The sequence below is a fragment of the bacterium genome (assembly GCA_035295165.1).
In the GTDB taxonomy this organism is placed as follows: domain Bacteria; phylum Sysuimicrobiota; class Sysuimicrobiia; order Sysuimicrobiales; family Segetimicrobiaceae; genus JAJPIA01.
Map to the genome: position 1 here is coordinate 26,084 of DATGJN010000088.1, position 17,505 is coordinate 43,588.

The following is a 17,505-nucleotide window of genomic DNA, read 5'->3' on the forward strand; positions in this document are numbered from 1 at the left end:
TTCAATACCCTCGGTTGTACGGCGCGCCGCCGATGACCTGAGCCAGGCTGGATCGCACGCTCTGCGCGAGCGCGCTCGGATCGAGGTGGTCGTACGCGGCGTCCTCGGGGGTGACGTCGTACAGGCCGATCTCCCGGCCAAGCACGGTCGTGCGTCCGGCGAGCGTGGCGACGTGCACGTCGTACGGAGCCGGGTCCTCGTTGAAGAACTGGTTGAGCCGCGCCACGACCGCCTGGGCCCGCTGCGACGGGGTCTGGCCCCCCACGGTCGCGCCGAGGGTCAGCACCGGCTGGCCCTCCACCCGGATCGTAACGGGCTGGTCTCCCGTCGCGGCGGCCGGGTCCAATGCGATCCGGAGGTACCCCTCCGGAATCCGCCGGATGATCGGGATGTGGCGGCGCTCGAGGTCGGCCTTGATGTACGCCGCCCGCTCCGCGGGCTCGGGATGGTCCGCGCTGATCGTCCCGGCGGCGGGGGGCTGCCCGGACAACCGCGCCGCCTGAGCGAGGTGCTCCATGACCGTGAGCATCGCCACCGGGGAGTAGGGCGTTTTCGTCAGGCTGGCGACACTCGTCAGGTCGGCGTCCTGCTCGAGGTCTCGTTGATACGTCGACATCGTGCCCTGCACCACCGCCTGCTCGGCCATGAGCGGGCCAGGCGACTGGGCCAGCACGGCCACCGCCAGGCCGATGATCATGGCGGGGGTCATGTGATTCAGCCGGTCCTGCTGGATGTAGTAGTGCCGGTGGTTGATGTGGGTCAGCTCGTGCCCGAGCACCGCGGCGAGCTCGTCGTCGCTGCGGACGAAGCGCATCATCCCCTCCGTCACGTACACCCAGCCGCCCGGGATCGCGAACGAGTTCACGATGGGAGAGGACACGATCAGAAAGTGATACGTCAAATCTTGGCGCTCGACGACCTTGTCCATGACGTCGCCGATCCGGTTGAGGCGCGAGACCTGGGCGGGATCGGACACCACCCGGTACTGCGATTCAATCTGCTTGTCGATCTGCGTGCCGAGCTTGACCTCGTCGGCCGTGCTCGGAAACGTCAGGGTCTCCCCGGGCGTGAGAAACGCGCCGACGAGCGCCCCGATGACGAACGCTCCCGCGCACACGCGCCGCACTCGGTGCGCGCCGTGGATGCCGGCCGCTGTTCCGTGGTCCCTGGTCACAGGTTTCGTTAACCGCATCATCGCCGTCCGGGCACTTCGCCGGCGCGGGCCTCCCCCTCTGCATGCCTCCGGAAGAACACTCGGGTCCCGTTCTCGGCCAGGACCGCCGCGAGCGCGTCCGCGGATACGTCCCGGAGCGCCGCAAGCGCAAGCGCCGTGTGGACGACGAACGCCGGCTCGCATCGCCGTCCCCGCACCGGCACCGGCGCGAGGTAAGGAGCGTCGGTCTCCACCAGGAGACGGTCCGCGGGGACGCACCGAGCGACCTCGTGCAGTGCCCCCGCCTTGGCAAACGTCAGCGGGCCGGCCAGTGAAATCATCCACCCGACCTCTGCCCATCGTACCGCAAGGTCGGGGCCGCCGGTGAAGCAGTGCATGACTACGACACCCGCTCCCCCGTCCGTTAATATCCGCTCGACGTCCTCCGACGCCTCACGATTGTGAATTACGAGTGGAAGCCCGGTCTCTCGGGCGAGGCGGACGTGGTTCGCAAAAGCGTCGGCCTGGACCCGGCGGGGAGCGCGTTCGTGGACGTAGTCCAACCCGGTCTCGCCGACCGCTACGACCCGCGGATGTCGGGCGAGTTCCGCCAACGCCTGAAAGGCAGCAGCGTCCGCCGACGCCGCGGCCGCCGGGTGGATCCCCACGGTCGCCCACACTTCCGGGTAGCCTTCGGCAAGTGCAATGGCTCGCCGGCTACCCTCCACCGATGTCCCTGCGCAGATCATCGTGCGCACCCCGGCCGCGGTCGCGCGTGCGACCACCGCGTCGCGGTCCTCGTCGAACGCTGCGTCGTCGAGATGGAGGTGCGTATCGGTCCACATCGTGCGCTACCGGCCCCGCGCCCTCGCGAACCGATCCAACCGATACGGCGACAGATCCAGCGCGGTCCGCCCCGTGGTGATCAGCTCGGCGATCAAGCGGCCGACGAGCGGCCCGCGGGCCAGCCCCTGCGCGCCCAACCCGCCGGCGACCACGTACCCTTCGGTTTCCGGCGCCAGGCCGAGTACGGGCTGCCCGTCGGCCGAGAGCGGCCGGATCCCTGCCCAGGCCCCGATCACACGCGAGCGCCGAAGTTGGGGCAGCCAGCGCAGCGTCGGTTCGAGAGCGTCGTCCAGATACCCCCACTCTACCGTCGTATCGTGGGTCTCCCCCGGCGGCTCACCGCACACCATGATCAATCCCTCGGGCCGCATCTTGCAGTAGAAGTCGCGCCCTTCCTCCTCGATGAACGGCCCATCCAGCGGGACGGTTCCTTCCGCGTCGAGCACAAACACCTGTCGCTTCCGCGGCGTGACCGGGATGCGGATGCCCGCCATCTCACCGACAGCTCGGGCCCAGGCACCGGCCGCATTGACCACGACCGGCGTCGAGATCGGGCCGCGCCGCGTCAGCACCCGGCACACCCGTCCGGCCTCCGCCTCGATACCCGTGACGTCATGGCCTTCGCACACGGCCACCCCCCGGGCCCGCGCCGCCTCCGCAAGGCGCTGCACCATGGCGAGCGGCGTGATCCACGGATCGGCCCCGGAGAACGTTGCGACGGCCGCATCGTCGATGGTTAGATACGGAAACCGGCGCCGCATCTCGCCGGCGTCGAGCAGTTCGAGGGGCACGCCCATCGCCGCGTGCATCGAAACCCGCCGGCGGGCCTCCTGCGTCTCGCCGGCCGTGGTCCACACCAGTAGGCTGCCGTGTGGGTGAAGATCCGTGCCGAGCTCATCGCGCAACCGCTGGTGAACGGCGATACTCTCGATTTGGAGGCGCAGGTCGGCTTCCGAACCGGCCTGCAACATCACGATTCCCGCGGCCCGCCCCGTCGCGCCGGCTCCCGTCGTCGATCGCTCGAGGACCACGACGCCCGGCACCCCGGCTTCGGCAAGAAAGAACGCTGCGGAGACTCCAACGATCCCCCCGCCGACGACAACGACCTCGGCGGTCGCCGGCACGCCGGTCACGCAACACGCCCCGCTGACGCCACCTGCTGCATCGTGTCTCGGGTTCTTCGCGGGGCGATCGTCTCCTCCGGCCTCCCCGCACGCCCCATGCTAGGACTCCACGCCACCGATGGGCGCGGCGACACGAAGCCTCGGGCGCTCGGGCCCGCGGGAGGGGAGGCGAACGGCGCTACGCGTCCGGACGGGCTCCACTACAAGAGACCCGAATTGATGGCGCCTCGCGGCGTGTTTAGCGTGGCGCTCCCGTCCGGGCTGGAAGCGCAGTTTAAGGGGCGTACTGATGTCCGGCGCTCCCTCCGGTGGATTCGAGAGCTGCTGCCGTGAATGCCGCCCAGGAGCGCGTGTCAGCCCACCCCATTTTGGCCGCCGTTCCCGAGCGGCAGGGTGGCGATGATGCATCAGGCGCTCGGCTCCTTCGATCGCTCGACGGAGCCCGCGGGTTGACCGTGGAGAGCGTCAGAAGATTTCACAACCCCTTCATGTTTGGTTAATAGGAGGCGCATAACATAAGGAAATGGATATGCCGTGTCCACGGGGGTGAGGCGATGTCATTTATGCGTCGACGGGCCCGAGGAGCTACCGCACTGGGCGTGTTCGTGCTGACCATGATCCTGTCCGGGGCTCCGTACTCCGCGGGGCAAAGTGTAGCGCAGATCGGAGACCCCGCCATTCCGCCGGTCCTGATCGGCCCGACCAGCGAACCGCAACTCAACTGGAATCAACTGATCGGCTTGCTGCGCCGGCGCGTGAAGTACGTGTTCCTGATCTACCAAGAGAATCGTTCGTTCGACTCCTACTTCGGCACGTTCCCCGAGGCGGACGGCCTGTATTCGCAACCCGCGGATCACACGCCAGGATACTACCAGACGATCATCAATACCGACGGGAGTCTCGCGCTGATTCATCCATTCCGCATCGGCCCGGATCAGTACGCCGCGGACACGGACGATATCGACCACTCGCACTCGCGGATCGTAGCCAGGATGGATGTCGCGGGTGGTCATCCCCTCATGGACCACTTTGCGATCAACGAAGAGCTCAAGTATTCGCCCGAGGGACCGCCATCTCTCAAAGCCAAGCAGTTCGGCGAACTCGCCATGGCCCACGAAGACTGCGACACCGTTCCGATCCTCTGGCGGTACGCGAACCGGTTTGTCTTGTTCGACCACATCTTCCAGCAGATGACCGGCCCATCCACGCCCGGCAACCTGGCGATCATCGCCGCCCAGACCGGAGCCACGCAGTGGCTCAAGCACCCCGATCAAGCCTATCACGGCAGCGGGGACCAGGGGACGGGCGTCCCGGTGCTGAACGACGCCGACCCATTTTGGGGATCGCAGCTCGATCCTACCCCGGCCACCCGGCGGCTTCCGGTCAATCCGCGCGACTTCAGCGGCACCCCGCCCAAGGAATACGCCACCCAGATTAACCTGACGTTTGCCAGCCTTCCCCTGACGCTTCAGGGTTACAACCTCGACCGCGTGGCCGCGCAAGACCGCGACCCGCATGGGGACCTGGACGACGTGCGGAACGACGTCACCGCGATCTCCGCCACCGGGCACCCCGACGTTGCATGAGGGTTGTACGAGGAAGGCTACGATCACGAGCCGACCAATCCCGGGCCGGTGGACGCCGAAGGCCAGCACGCGTCCTACATCACCCATCACAACGGGCCGCAATACTTTGGCTACGTCGCGAACAACCCCCAGATGGCCCAGCACCTGCACGGATTGCAGGACCTGTGGGACGCGCTCGACCGCCGCACGCTGGCCCGGTCGGGCGGCGTCTTCTACGTCAAGGGCGGATCCACGAACACCCTGAAGCTCGTGCCCACAGATCCCGACGCGGCGGTGCGAAAGAACTTCCTGGGCGACGACGATCACCCCGCGTACGCTGACGCGCAGATCAGCGAAGCCACGGCCGCGGAGACCATCAACAAGATCGTGCACAGCCCCTATTGGAGCCAGAGCGCGATCATCATCACGTGGGACGACTCCGAGGGAGACTACGATCACGTCCCGCCCCCGAGCGCCGCGTACGGCCCCGACGGAGGCCTGGTCAGCGACGGCCCGCGGGTCCCGCTGCTTCTCATCTCGCCGTACGCGCGGGCCCACGCGATCGACCACGCCGTCGGGGACCACGCGTCCTTCGTCAAGTTCGTGGACGTGCTGTTCAACCTGCCTCCGCTGGCGCTCCTCCCCGACGAGCTGACGGCCCGCCGGATCGGAAAGCAACTGTACGGCCAGGATAATCTCGGACCCACCGACGCCCTCACGCCGGGCGTCGCCGACTTGGTGTCGGCGTTTGATCCGGCCAGGCTCACCGACCAGGCTCCGCCGTTGCCGGGCGGCTACGCGGAGATCCCGGACCAGGACGTGGTGCGTCTCCCCGCCGCGAGCGGCATGTCCTGCCGGACAATCGGCATCGTCCCCGCCGACGTCCAGCTCGGTATTCACAACGAGATCCCGGCGGACTTCAACCCGCGTCCCACCACCAACCCAACACAGTGAAGGCGTCCCGGTCGCCGTCAAGGCGCTCGAAACGCGTCACGGGCGGTCGCTACGGCCGGACGCCCCCGGCCGGACGCGGCGCCGGGGCTCGTCGCGGCACGCGTGACCCGCGCGGGGTGGGGGCTACCGTGTCGACGGGGCCCGTGACGGATGGGGCGGCCCGCCGCCGCAGCGGAAACGGCGGCACCGTGGCGGCCAAGCCGGGCATCTCGAAGTAGCGCGCCTGTCGGAGCGCCAGCGGCCGCGTCGCGCCAGTGAGGACGATGACGGACCGCTCGGGCATCCGCACCAGCTCCTCGGGTGCTGCGAGCGGTCTGACGGAGGGACGAACCGTCGTGCTCCGGCCCGTCCCCCTGCCGCTCGTGACCGAGACCGACGGCACGGCGGTGTCGCCGAGCCAAGCGCTCGTCATGCGGGCGGTCTCGAGGTCGCCGGCGCGGAAGATGATCTTCGTCTCCGCGTTGGCCACAATCGTACGCGCGTCACGCGGTCCGTACACCTCCTCGATCTGGCTGAGGACCTGTGCGCCCAACACGACGCTGACACGCCGCTCCCGCAGCGTCGGCAGGCGGTCGCTGAGCCCCGCCAGGTAGCCGAACCGGCGGAATTCGTCGAGATACAGACGGACCGGGCACCGGAGGCCCTCCTGATCCGCCTGAGCGATGAGGCCATCGAGCAGGTCGGCAACCAGCCACGCGACGAGCGGGTGGAGCCGCTCTGCCTCGTCCTCGGGCAGGAGAATGAACAATGCTAGCGGCTCTCTCCCCAGCCGGCCGAGATCCCAGTGCGCGGAGGTCGCGTCGCAGACGAACGGATCCGCCCAGGGCGCCAGGCGCTCGAGCAGACCCGTAACCGCCGCCTCCTGCACCCGGCGCTCGCGCGCCGCGAACATCCCGTGGTGCTCCCGCACCTCCGGCACGCGGCTCGTCCGCAGCACCTCCCGGACTCCGGCGGCCCCGGACAGCGCGAGACGATAGACGGCCGCCACGGTGTGGCCGCCCCCGTCGCGGTGCTGCTGCACGTGCAGAAACAGCAGCGCTGCCAGGTCTCGTGTCGCACCCGTGTAGACGCGAGCGTCGCCCGACAGGTCCCGAGGGGTCGTGTTGTGCACCAGCAACGCCGCCTTCCGCTGCGCGGCGCCGATCGAGCGCACGTCCTCGAGCGGATTGTACGACACCGACCGATCGAACAAGGGACAGAAGAGATGCGCCCGATCGCCGTACCGACCCGCGGTGATGCTCCACAGTGCACGCGGCCCGGTCTTCACGTCCATCACCACGATGCTCTCCCGGACAGAATCCCGGAGTAGAATATTCGTGGCGATCGCGCCGGCCGTCTTGCCGGCGCGGGAGGGGCCGAGCACCAAAACGTGCCCCGAGAGTTGTTCTTCGGCGAGATAGAGACGTCGGCCGCTGCTGGGCCATAGCCCGAGCAGAAACGGGCCCGGCGCGGCAAACAGAGCCGCTTCGGACCATCCTGCCCACGAGGCGGCGGCGATCGGCCGGACCTGGCGACCCGTGACCTTCGGGACGCGGAGCAGGCCGAGCAGGATCGACGCGCAGCTCGACCCGGCGAGGATCAGGGATGCGACGGGCAGTGGGACCACGACGACCGCCGCGGCCAGGAACACGAAGCCCAGGGCGAGCCAGCGGGCGCTCAGGCGGACGCCTCCGCCGCCCCGCCGCGACCGGGCGCGACCGTCGCGACGGAGGCGCGCGGCGCCACATCGTCCACGACGCCGTACGACACGCCCGCGCCGCCGCCCGGCCACGGGAGCGCCCGGGCAACGGGACCGTCCGAACGCGCCGCGGCCGGTGCGTGCGCGGCGCCGGCCGCAGCGGCCAGCGCCGCCGCGCATTCGTCCGCGCGACCGCACCATGCCCGCTCGATGCCTGCGGCCGCCGCCACACGCGCGGCGAGGGCCGCCCGCCGATCATCGTCGCAGGCGACGACCAGACAGGCGTCGGCCCGGGGTTCCCACAGCGGGTCATCGGTGCGCTCCTGTGCGACCTGGCACATCAGCCGGTACCGGCGGCACTTGTCGGCCAGGAAGTCCGGCGACGTCGTTCCGCGATCGCGCTCAAGGCAATACATCCAGGGGAGCCCGTCGGGAACCGACACCATGATCGCCGCGTCGGGCACGAGGTGCGTGAGACCGAGATCCATGTGCGTGTGGTGGCTCCCAAGCCACGCGAATCGGCCGAGCCGCCCGGCGCGACACTCGGCGCACAGGTCGCAGAAAATCTGATTCGTGGCGACCAGATGGTCCATCAGCAGGGCACCGACCGCGAGCGCCGCCGGCCGGGGCGCGTGGTCTTCGACCAGGGCGCCCGCGGCGAGTCGTCCGACCGCACCCAACCCCCAGAACGCGCGGCGGTCGTCGAACGAGCGGTGGCCGAGACAATCGAGCACGCGGCGGCTCCGGAGGAGAGTCAATCGCCGCGATGTGCTCGCGATGGAGAGCGAAGGATAACACGCCTCGCGGATCTGAGGCGCGGTCAGATACCGCAGCTCCGCAAGGGTCGTGACGAGCTGGCGATCACGCGAGGTCAACCGCAGGAGCGCGGCCGCGATCGTCGCGGACGGCATGGTCATCATCTCCTTCCGTCTTGATAGCGTGCCTCGCGCGGTCGCACCCGCGGCGTGCGCCGACGCGGCACAACAGAATACGTGCGTCGTGTCCGTGGAAAGGCGCACGCACGGGACGGTCGCGTGGGCGCACCGGTTCCGAGAAGGGAACGGGCAATCGGACGATGCGTCGCGCGCCGTCGCAACCGCGCTTCTGGCCGGCACCATGATCGTGCCTGCGCGAGGAGCGAGTTGACGGTCGCCGGGGACCGGAGGGCGGTGGCGACGGAGGGTCGCCCATCGAAGACTCATGGGTCTTCCGGTGATTCGACCTGCGCCTGCTACGACGACGCGGTGAAGTTCGCCGCCACGATACCGCCCTGCCAGTCACCATGCCGGAGCGCCCGGCGGAAGATGGTGGACGAGGGGGCGCCGCGGGCGCCCGACGCTTCGGAGGGGGGAGAAGCATCCACCGCGACCGGTGCCCCGTCCACGAACCACACTGTGCGAGCGCGCGGAGATCGCGTCAGTCGATCTCGGGGGCATCCTCGTCCGCGCCGAGCGCCTCTGGGTCGGATTCGGCGGCCGACACACCCGCATCGCTCTCGCCGCGGGGCGTCGCCGTCTCGGTGTCGGCACGGGGGCTGTCCAGAAACCACACGCGGTCTCCGACGACCTCAGTCATCTTGCGGCGGCTGCCGTCCTGCGCCTCGTACGCCCGCGTTTGCAGTCGTCCTTCGACCGCGACGAGGCGTCCCTTGACGCAGTACTGCCCAACCTGTTCGGCCAGCTTTCGCCAGGTCACGCAATGGACGAAATCGGCCTCTCGATCCCCGCCAGCAGGCCGAAAGTCCCGGTCCACGGCGAGTGTGAACTGCGCCATCGGGTGGCCGTTGGCAATGTATCGGAGTTCCGGATCCCTGGTCAACCGGCCGATCAGGTGGATTCGGTTCAACACACTGTCACCTCCGGAGAAGCCATCTGTATCCGGGTTCCACGCCGCTCGCCGCTGTTGCTGCGCCCAGCTCCCTTCCTGTGCCGATGAGACACCCGCGGGGGCCGCCTCCCTCGTACCTGCCGCCGCCATCGCTCTGCGGCAGGCACCCGGGGCATCTCGTGGATGCACGGTACCAAATCCATGTTTAGATGTCAATACATTCAGATGTTCGAATATCTCACGGAGCGGCGGCGCGCGGGGATGACATCTGGCCCCACCATCGTACTATCGCAGTGGAAGGGCGCTTGCGACGGAGGTGTCACGGGCTTATGCCACGCGACGTCATAGGGGAGTCCGCTCGGCGCGCGACCCGGGACGATCGGGATGGGCTGCCGCCAAAGAGCATCGCCGCCATCGCACGCGCGCTCGAGGAAGACATCGGCAGCGGCGATGTGACGACCAACAGCATCGTACCGCCCGACGCGCTCATGCGAGGTCAGATCATCGCCAAGCAGCGCGGGGTCGTGGCCGGGCTGGATGTCGCCCGCGCGGCGTTCCAACTCTTCGATAGCACCATCAGTTTCGCCGCGCAGGTCGCAGAAGGCACACGGGTGACCGATCGCGACGTCTTGGCGATCCTGTCGGGGCCGGCACGTTCGCTGCTGACGGTGGAGCGTGTCGCGCTCAATTTTCTCGGCCGCATGTCCGGGGTCGCGACGCTGACACGTCACCTTGTCGACGCGGTCTCGGGGACGCGGGCGGTCATTCTCGACACGCGCAAGACGGCTCCGGGGCTGCGCGTGTTTGACAAACTGGCGGTGCACCGGGGTGGAGGGCAAAACCACCGCATGGGCCTGTATGATGGTATCCTTATCAAGGACAACCACATCGACCAGGCTGGGTCGGTTGCGGAAGCCGTGCGCCGCGCACGTACCGCCGGTGGCGCGCTGGAGATCGAGGTGGAAGCGCGCACCCTGGACGACGTGCGGACGGCGCTCGCGCTCGGCGTGACGCGCGTGCTGCTGGACAACATGTCGGTCGACACCATGCGCCAAGCCGTGGCACTCACGGATGGACGGGCGTCGCTCGAGGCCTCCGGGAACGTGACCCTCGAGAACGTCCGCGCGATCGCCGAGACAGGCGTGGATTACATCTCGACGGGCGCCTTGACGCACTCGGCCCGAGTGTTCGATGTGAGCTTCTTGTGGCAGCACCGTCTGCCCCCGGCCTGAGCGTCCGTCCGACCGGGCACTGACCTCTGGAGGCGGCACCATGGTAACCGCAATTTCGCGCGAGACGTCGGCCGACGCCATGTACGCGCTGATGAAGAGCAGGCTCGAGCACATCGTGCCGGATGCCGAACTGGCGCACAAGGCCCGGCTCGCCTCCGAGATCAACCGGCTCAAAGAGGCCCGGAACGCGGTCATCCTCGGACACAACTACATGGAGCCGGCGCTGTTCCACTCGATTCCCGACTACACCGGCGACTCGCTGGAGCTGAGCCGGCAGGCGGCTCAGACCACGGCGGACATCATCGTCTTCTGCGGCGTGCAGTTCATGGCCGAGACGGCCAAGATCCTGAATCCGTCGAAGACCGTGTTGCTGCCCGCGGAACGTGCGGGATGCTCGCTGGCCGCCAGCATCACCGCCGGCGACGTCCGTGCGCTGAAGCAACGCTTCCCCGGCGTACCGGTCGTGACGTACGTCAACACGTACGCCGATGTCAAGGCCGAATCGGACATCTGCTGCACGTCGGGCAACGCCGCCGCGGTGGTGAACTCCCTGCACACCGACACGGTAATCTTCATCCCGGACGAATACCTGGCGAGGAACGTCGCGCGGGAGACGGGAAAGCACGTCATCTTCCCGACCATCATGCCGGCGGCGGGTCCCGGGCCGAGCGTGGACGCCCAGCTCGTCGGCTGGCACGGCCGCTGCGAGGTGCACGACCAGTTCAGCGTGGACGACGTCCGCGCCATCCGGCAACAGTTCCCCGACGTGGTCGTCCTCGCGCATCCGGAGTGCAGCCCGGAGGTCGTGGCCGCGGCCGACTTCTCAGGCAGCACGACGGCGATGGTGAAGTACGTCGAGCGGACGTCCGCGCCCCAGTACCTCCTGCTGACCGAGTGCGCCATGGGCGACAACGTGGCGGCGGCCAACCCCGGCAAGGAAATGCTGCGGCTGTGCAGCGTGCGATGCCCGCATATGAACCAAATCACGATGGAGGACACCCTTCGGGCGCTGCAGCACACGCAATACGTGATCGACGTCCCGGAGGAGATCCGGCTCCGAGCGGCGCGGTCGGTTGAGCGCATGCTCGCGATCGGCTGACCCCGCCCGCGTCCCGACCGGCCGCTTCGTCTGACGACACCGTCGCGGTCAGGTCGGGGTCTCGGGCTTCACGGACGGCAGCTTAGCCGCGCGCCACGCGGGATAGTGCAAGATCGCGCCCTCGCAGACGTTTGCGACGAACCGGTTGTCGTATTTGATCTGAACGATGCGCTTGCCCTCGCGCGCCAGGGCGGCCCAGCGCGACGACGTTTCGGGATTCTGCTCGATGGCGCTGAACAGCCGCTGCCCCACGACGACGTCCACCGCCCGCAACTGCTTCGACCGGATCCACCGAACCGGAAAGCGCCGGCGGCCGAGCACGACCTCGGTCTCGCCGTCGACGAGCATCTGCTGCCAGATCGACACGAGCGCGTCGTCGATCGTCACAGCCATCTCTCCGCGGGGCCTGGCCTAGCCCCTCGCCAATCCAAGGCGGTCGCTGGATCGTCGTCCCGCACGGCGTTCCCTCGGCAGGCGGGCGCGACCCGCCACTCGCCAGCGGACCGGAGCGTCGCTGTGGTCTGGCGACGGGCTTCCCCGGGCTCGACCGCGCGACGTCCCTTGCCTGTCATGCCGAACCCTTCAAGGTGTTCGGCAGCGAGATCCTGCCGAACACGAGCTCCGGATCCGACTGGCGATCGACATCGGTGGGCATATATACGGACACAGACGCGACCCGAGAGGGAGACCGTGTGATGAAGTGGGCATCTGGTCTGAGCGGCGCTTGCGCGGTCATCGCGATGATGGCGGTCTCGACGAGCGCGCAACCCGGCCCCGCCTCGTGCCCCCTGTGGCCGTCAACCGGGAGTTTTGCGCTCATCGTCTTTGTCAACAACTCCGAGCCGCGCGGCGAGGCACAGTTCTCTCACGCGTGGGGATACCCATCGATCTTCAACACCGCCAAACCCGTATGCACGCTGGCGCCCAGCACGTACTGCGTGGCCCTGGTCGACGCGACGGTACCCCACGTGCTGTTCTTCACCGTGACGCGCGCGTGGCAGCCCGTCAAGGGAGACACGGGGCGCGAAGTCTGGCTCCAGCCCGGGCACCTGTACAAGGCGGTCCCGTGGGGCGACATGCTCAGCGATCGCGGGCGCTATCAGGGACCGCAACAACTGAGCAGCTTCGGGTACCCGCCGGGCGCCGACCTCTGCCAAGCGCCGACCTTCTAGTCGCCCGCCCCGATCTAAGTGCCCGCGCACGGCTGCGACGGCCGCACCTCGGCGGACACCGCGGAGACGAGCGCGTCGACGTCCGCCTCCGTGTTGTACCCTTGAATGGACACGCGCAACACCGCCCGATCCTTCCATGCCGTGACCGGCACCTCGATCTGATGCTCCGTCCACAGCCGCCGCCGCAGCTCCGGCGCGTCGGCGGCGGGGATCGGGATCGGCACGCTCGCCATCTGCGCGTACCACACCGGCGAATCCGCTGACAGCAGCGGGAGGCCGCTCACCGCGGCGAGGGCGGTGCGCGCACGCCTCGCCAGCGCGTGGCAGGCCCGCTGCACCGCCGGCCAATTGTGCTCCTGGAGGAAATCGATCGCGGCGGGCACGGAGAGAAACGCCGCCACGTCACGCGTTCCCTGCCATTGCTGCTGGTCCACGAACCCGGACGGCCAGCCCCAGCTCACGACAAGCGGCATGAGCAGCGGCTGCATCTCGCGGCGCGCGTACAGAAACGCGGAGCCTTTCGGCGCGCACATCCACTTGTGGCAGTTGCCGGCGTAGAAGTCTACCCCGAGCTTGTGCAGATCGACCGGGATCTGCCCGGGCGCGTGCGCCCCGTCGACCACCGTGAGAATCCCGGCCTCCCGAGCGCGTCGGACCAGCGGCCCAACGGGGAGCGTCAACGCGGTCGGGGACGTGATGTGGCTGAGGAACAACACCCGCGTCCGCTCCGTGACGCGCGACCACACCGCATCAACGACCTGCTCCGGAGATTCCAACGGCAACGGCAGTTCCGCCCGCACGTACGCGGCGCCCTGCTGTCCGCAGACGAACGTCCAGGTCTTGTCGAGCGCGCCGTACTCATGATCCGTCCCGAGCACCTCGTCCCCGGGCCGCAGCACCACGGAACGCGCGACGACGTTGAGCCCCGTGGTTGCGTTTGGCACGTACACGAGGTCGTCGGCGGCGGGTGCGCCGACGAATTCGGCCAGCCGTGCTCTGGCGCCCTGCATCAGGTCCCGGAACCGGTAGAAGAGAAAATCCACCGGCTGCCGTTCGAGCTCCAGCTGCCAGCGTTGATAGACCTCGAACACCGATCGCGGGCAGGCGCCGTACGATCCGTGGTTCAGGAAGACCACGTCTGGCCGCAGGAGAAACAACTCACGAAGACCGCGGAGCGGCGCGGCGCTCGCGTCGTCTGAGCGTAGCATCACGGAGCCCCTTTCGACATCGGTGGATGCACGCCGGCGTGTGTTCCACCAACCGGCCGCCCTGCCCTGCCGCACGCGGGGTGCCCCTTCGTCGCCTCCGCGACCCCAAGAGGGGCGAACGCGCCGCTGGGGAATGTCCCCGTACGGCGTGCGGCCGGACGGGCCGGCCGCACGCCTCCGGAGACGCGACAATCCTCGGCTCCGAGATTCAACGACAAGGGTGAGGTGCGATGAACGTTGCCGCCGCGGACGCATACCTGACGAAAGCACACGACCGGCATCTCGAGGAGCTGATGGCGTTCCTCCGCATTCCGAGCGTGAGCGCGCTTCCGGCGCACAGGGACGCCGTGGCCAAAGCCGCGGACTGGCTCGCGGAGCGTCTCAGGGCGGTGGGCACGCCCGACGTGCGTATCCTGCCGACCGCCGGGAACCCGGTCGTGTACGGCCACTGGCACGTACGGGACGGAGCGCCGACGATCTTGATCTACGGCCACTACGACGTGCAGCCCGTGGATCCGCTCGCCTTGTGGGAATCCCCGCCGTTCGAACCAACCGTGCGGGACGGCTGCCTGTTCGCCCGCGGGGCGACGGACGACAAGGGAAGCCTGTACACCCCGATCGCCGCGCTCGACGCGGTGCGCGAGGTGGCCGGGGCGCCGGCGCTCAACCTGAAGTTCATGTTCGAGGGCGAGGAGGAAATCGGCAGCCCCAACCTCGGACCGTGCATCGCTGAGCACAGCACCCTGCTGGACGCGGATCTGTCGATCAGCGCCGACGGCTCGATGCTGGACGTGGACACGCCCTCGCTGACGATCGGCAACCGGGGGCTCACGGCGGTCCAGATCGATGCGCGGGGTGCGCGCACGGACCTGCACTCCGGCGTGTACGGCGGAGCGGTCCCGAACCCGATCCACGCCCTGACGACGCTCCTCGCCGGGATGCACGACGCGCAGGGCCGGGTCACCGTTCAGGGATTCTACGACGAGGTACGCCCGCTCACCGCGTCAGATCGGCAGGAGATCGCCCGCGTGCCCTTCGACGAAGCGTCCTACCGGTCGCAACTCGCGGTCACGGCGCTCACCGGCGAGCCGGAGTACACGCCGGTGGAACGCGTGACGGTCCGGCCGACCCTCGAGATCAACGGTATCTGGGGCGGCTTCCAGGGCGACGGCATCAAGACGGTACTCCCCGCGGAGGCGCACGCCAAGATCACCTGCCGCCTGGTGCCGGATCAGGATCCGGACTGGGTCGCCGACGCGATCGAGCGGCACGTCCACCGCCACGCGCCGGCCGGGGTCAAGTTCACCGTGTCGCGCTTCCCTGGCAAGGCGCACGCCTACATGATGCCATCCGACCACCCCGGGCTGGCCGCGGCCGCCAACGCGCTCAAGGACGTGTACGGAAAGGATCCCGTCCGCGTCCGGATCGGCGGCACGCTCCCGGTCTCGGATCTGCTGCGGAGCGGCCTCGGGATGTGGCTCGTGTTTTTCGCGTTCGGCGAGCCCGACAACCGGATGCACGCGCCGAACGAGTTCCTGCGCCTCCAGAGTTTCGACCGCGGCGCGCGCGCCTACGTGCGCTTGTTCGAGGAGCTCGGCGCGCTCGCGCCGACCGCGTTGCGGGCCGGCTGAGCGGGGCGGAGGTAGCGGTCGAGCCACGCCAGAATGTGTCGCAACTGTGCGACGCGGTGCCGCGGCTGCCCCGACGCCGACATGCCGTGGCTTTCACCCGGGAAGCGCACAAACAGCGCCGGCGTCCCAAGCTTCATCAGCGCGGTGAAGAGCTGCTCCGACTGCGCGATCGGACAGCGCAAGTCGTTCTCGCCGTGGAGGATCAACATCGGCGTCTTCATCTGACGCACGTACGTAATGGGTGACCGCTCCCGGTAGAACTCGGCCGCGTCCCATGGATCGCCGGGAAACTCCCAACGCCCGTTGTGGTACGCGATGTCGGACGTCCCCCATTGCGCGTACCGATCGCAGGTGGTCCGCATCGTCACCGCGGCCCGGAAGCGCTGCGTGTGTCCCACGATCCAGTTGGTCATGTACCCGCCGTAGCTGCCGCCGGCGACGCCGAGCCGATCCGGATCGATCCAGGCGTGCGCGCCGACCGTGTGGTCCACGACGCGCATGAGATCCTCGTAGTCCTTGCCGCCCCAGTCGTGATGGGTCGCCGCGCAGAACGCTTCGCCGTACCCCTGGCTGCCGCGCGGATTCGCGTAGACGACGCCATAGCCCGCGGCGCACAGGAGCTGGAACTGATGCATGAACGCGTACCCGTACGCGCTGTGCGGCCCGCCGTGAATCTCGAGCACCGTGGGGATCCGGTCTCCCGCGACGGTCCCGGCCGGCTTCATGACCCAGCCCTCGACCGGCCACCCGTCCGCTCCGGTGCATTCGAACCGCTCCGGTACCGCAAGCGCCAGCGCGTCCAGCACGGCGCCGTTCCACCGCGTGAGACGGCGAAGCGCCCGCGGCGCGGGATCCCCCAGCTCGGCGACGGCGACCTCGCCGGGCGTGCGCGGATCGCCCTCCACGCAGGCGAGGCGGCGCCCCGCCCGATCCAGCGAGCAGCCGACCACATCGTGGTCACCCGTCGTCTCGAGCCGGACGGCGCCGTCGGCGACCGCCACGGACGCAATCTGGGTGCTGCCGCCGTCCGCGGTCATGAAGTAGATGCGGCCGCCGTCCGGAGACCACGTCAGCCCGCCCGTGCTGGCGTTCGCCCGCACGTCGGACCCGATGTGATGCTCCACGCTCCGGTCGTGCCCGCGGGAGAGACACCGGGACTCGCCCCCAGTCGCCGGGACGACCCACACCCGGAGATGGCTCGCGCCCCAGTAGACGTTGTCGTGGCCCACGTACGCGACGTGCGTGCCGTCCGGGGACCAGCAGGGCAACAGGGCGGGCCCGGCGCACCGCGTCAGCGGGCGCGGCGGCGCGGCCCCGCCAACGGGAACCACCCAGATGTCGCCCGCGCCTGCCAGGTCCGCGTCCGGGGACGCGTCCCCCGCGTAGGCGAGGAGCGCGCCGTCAGGGGACCAGGCCGGGTTGATGTGGTCGTAGTCGCCTTGGGTCACCTGCCGGAGGCCACCGCCGTCCGCGTCCACGACGAATACCTGCTTCCAGCGACCGTCCCAGATACCCTCGCCGTCCTGCTTGTAGTGCAGTCGCGAGATCACGCGGACGTCGCTGGCCTCGTCCGACGGGGCCGCCTCCGGCTTGCCGACGAAGGCGATCGACCGCCCGTCGGGGGCCCACGCGAACTCGGACGGGGACAGCGCCCCGGACGTGAGCGGTCGCGCTTCCCCACCGCCGGCGGCGATGACCCACAGTTGCTTCGGACCGCCCCGGTCCGAGAGGAACGCGACGCATCCCCCGTCGGGGGACCAGCGCGGCCCGGCGTCCCTCGCCGCCGCGGTCGTCAGCTGCCACGGTGCGTCGCCGCTCACGGGAGCCACCCACAGATGACTTTGGTAGCCGTTCGCCGCGACGTCGACCACCGTCACCGCGCAGACGACGCGGGAACCGTCCGGCGCGATCTGTGGATCGTTCGCGATCCGCAACGCGAGCCCGTCTTCGACCGTGATCGAGCGGGTCGCGGAGGCTGCGGCGTGGGACCGCTCCATGCGTTCTCCTCGCGCGGCC

At 69.1% G+C, this 17,505-nt stretch carries 15 protein-coding genes; 6 read left to right on the plus strand and 9 right to left on the minus strand.

The window, feature by feature from the left end:
- Window position 1 precedes the first annotated feature (1 nt).
- Genes VKZ50_14035 through VKZ50_14045 form a run of 3 tightly spaced genes read right to left on the minus strand, consistent with a single transcriptional unit; the run spans window position 2 to window position 3,132 of the window.
- Window positions 2–1,192: a M48 family metalloprotease gene (locus VKZ50_14035; protein ID HLJ60840.1), complete on the minus strand. Its 1,191-nt coding sequence runs from the start codon at window positions 1,190–1,192 to the stop codon at window positions 2–4.
- Window positions 1,192–1,998: a TatD family hydrolase gene (locus VKZ50_14040; GenBank protein HLJ60841.1), complete on the minus strand. Its 807-nt coding sequence runs from the start codon at window positions 1,996–1,998 to the stop codon at window positions 1,192–1,194. Before VKZ50_14040 ends, VKZ50_14035 begins: the two co-directional genes overlap by 1 nt.
- Window positions 1,999–2,004: 6 nt before the next feature.
- Complete coding sequence (locus tag VKZ50_14045; GenBank protein HLJ60842.1) at window positions 2,005–3,132, minus strand: FAD-binding oxidoreductase; 1,128 nt, start codon at window positions 3,130–3,132, stop codon at window positions 2,005–2,007.
- Between the two features lie 545 nt (window positions 3,133–3,677).
- Here VKZ50_14045 and VKZ50_14050 point away from each other — a divergent pair.
- On the plus strand, window positions 3,678–4,709 hold the full coding sequence (locus VKZ50_14050) for an alkaline phosphatase family protein (GenBank protein HLJ60843.1): 1,032 nt from the start codon (window positions 3,678–3,680) through the stop codon (window positions 4,707–4,709).
- A 3-nt stretch (window positions 4,710–4,712) separates the two neighbouring features.
- A complete protein-coding gene (locus tag VKZ50_14055; GenBank protein ID HLJ60844.1) occupies window positions 4,713–5,642 on the plus strand; it encodes an alkaline phosphatase family protein in 930 nt (309 codons plus the stop codon).
- Between the two features lie 49 nt (window positions 5,643–5,691).
- Here VKZ50_14055 and VKZ50_14060 read toward each other — a convergent pair whose 3' ends face one another.
- The 3 genes from VKZ50_14060 to ssb form a co-directional block, all read right to left on the minus strand.
- Entirely contained in the window at window positions 5,692–7,248 is a 1,557-nt protein-coding gene (locus tag VKZ50_14060) for a type IV secretory system conjugative DNA transfer family protein (GenBank protein ID HLJ60845.1), read from the minus strand.
- Between the two features lie 50 nt (window positions 7,249–7,298).
- Window positions 7,299–8,231 carry a replication-relaxation family protein gene (locus VKZ50_14065; protein HLJ60846.1) on the minus strand — a complete coding sequence of 311 codons (933 nt, stop codon included), beginning with the start codon at window positions 8,229–8,231 and terminating at the stop codon, window positions 7,299–7,301.
- Window positions 8,232–8,736: 505 nt separating this feature from the next.
- Window positions 8,737–9,168, minus strand: a complete 432-nt coding sequence (gene ssb / locus VKZ50_14070) for a single-stranded DNA-binding protein (GenBank protein ID HLJ60847.1) — start codon at window positions 9,166–9,168, stop codon at window positions 8,737–8,739.
- Between the two features lie 308 nt (window positions 9,169–9,476).
- On the opposite strand from ssb, the gene nadC reads away from it, so the two are divergent.
- Both nadC and nadA read left to right on the plus strand, forming a co-directional pair.
- Window positions 9,477–10,379: a carboxylating nicotinate-nucleotide diphosphorylase gene (gene nadC, locus VKZ50_14075; GenBank protein HLJ60848.1), complete on the plus strand. Its 903-nt coding sequence runs from the start codon at window positions 9,477–9,479 to the stop codon at window positions 10,377–10,379.
- A gap of 40 nt (window positions 10,380–10,419) precedes the next feature.
- Complete coding sequence (gene nadA, locus VKZ50_14080; protein ID HLJ60849.1) at window positions 10,420–11,478, plus strand: quinolinate synthase NadA; 1,059 nt, start codon at window positions 10,420–10,422, stop codon at window positions 11,476–11,478.
- Window positions 11,479–11,526: 48 nt separating this feature from the next.
- On the opposite strand, the gene VKZ50_14085 is transcribed toward nadA, so the two are convergent.
- On the minus strand, window positions 11,527–11,865 hold the full coding sequence (locus VKZ50_14085) for a hypothetical protein (protein HLJ60850.1): 339 nt from the start codon (window positions 11,863–11,865) through the stop codon (window positions 11,527–11,529).
- Window positions 11,866–12,173: 308 nt separating this feature from the next.
- On the opposite strand from VKZ50_14085, the gene VKZ50_14090 reads away from it, so the two are divergent.
- A complete protein-coding gene (locus tag VKZ50_14090; protein HLJ60851.1) occupies window positions 12,174–12,650 on the plus strand; it encodes a hypothetical protein in 477 nt (158 codons plus the stop codon).
- A gap of 14 nt (window positions 12,651–12,664) precedes the next feature.
- Here VKZ50_14090 and VKZ50_14095 read toward each other — a convergent pair whose 3' ends face one another.
- Window positions 12,665–13,858: an aminotransferase class V-fold PLP-dependent enzyme gene (locus VKZ50_14095; protein HLJ60852.1), complete on the minus strand. Its 1,194-nt coding sequence runs from the start codon at window positions 13,856–13,858 to the stop codon at window positions 12,665–12,667.
- Between the two features lie 230 nt (window positions 13,859–14,088).
- Between VKZ50_14095 and VKZ50_14100 the strand changes: the two genes are divergently transcribed.
- Window positions 14,089–15,489: a dipeptidase gene (locus tag VKZ50_14100; protein HLJ60853.1), complete on the plus strand. Its 1,401-nt coding sequence runs from the start codon at window positions 14,089–14,091 to the stop codon at window positions 15,487–15,489.
- Here the strand turns inward: VKZ50_14100 and VKZ50_14105 are convergent.
- Window positions 15,429–17,486, minus strand: coding sequence for a S9 family peptidase (locus VKZ50_14105; GenBank protein ID HLJ60854.1), 2,058 nt, complete (start codon window positions 17,484–17,486; stop codon window positions 15,429–15,431). The genes VKZ50_14100 and VKZ50_14105 overlap by 61 nt on opposite strands.
- Between the last annotated feature and the right edge of the window lie 19 nt (window positions 17,487–17,505).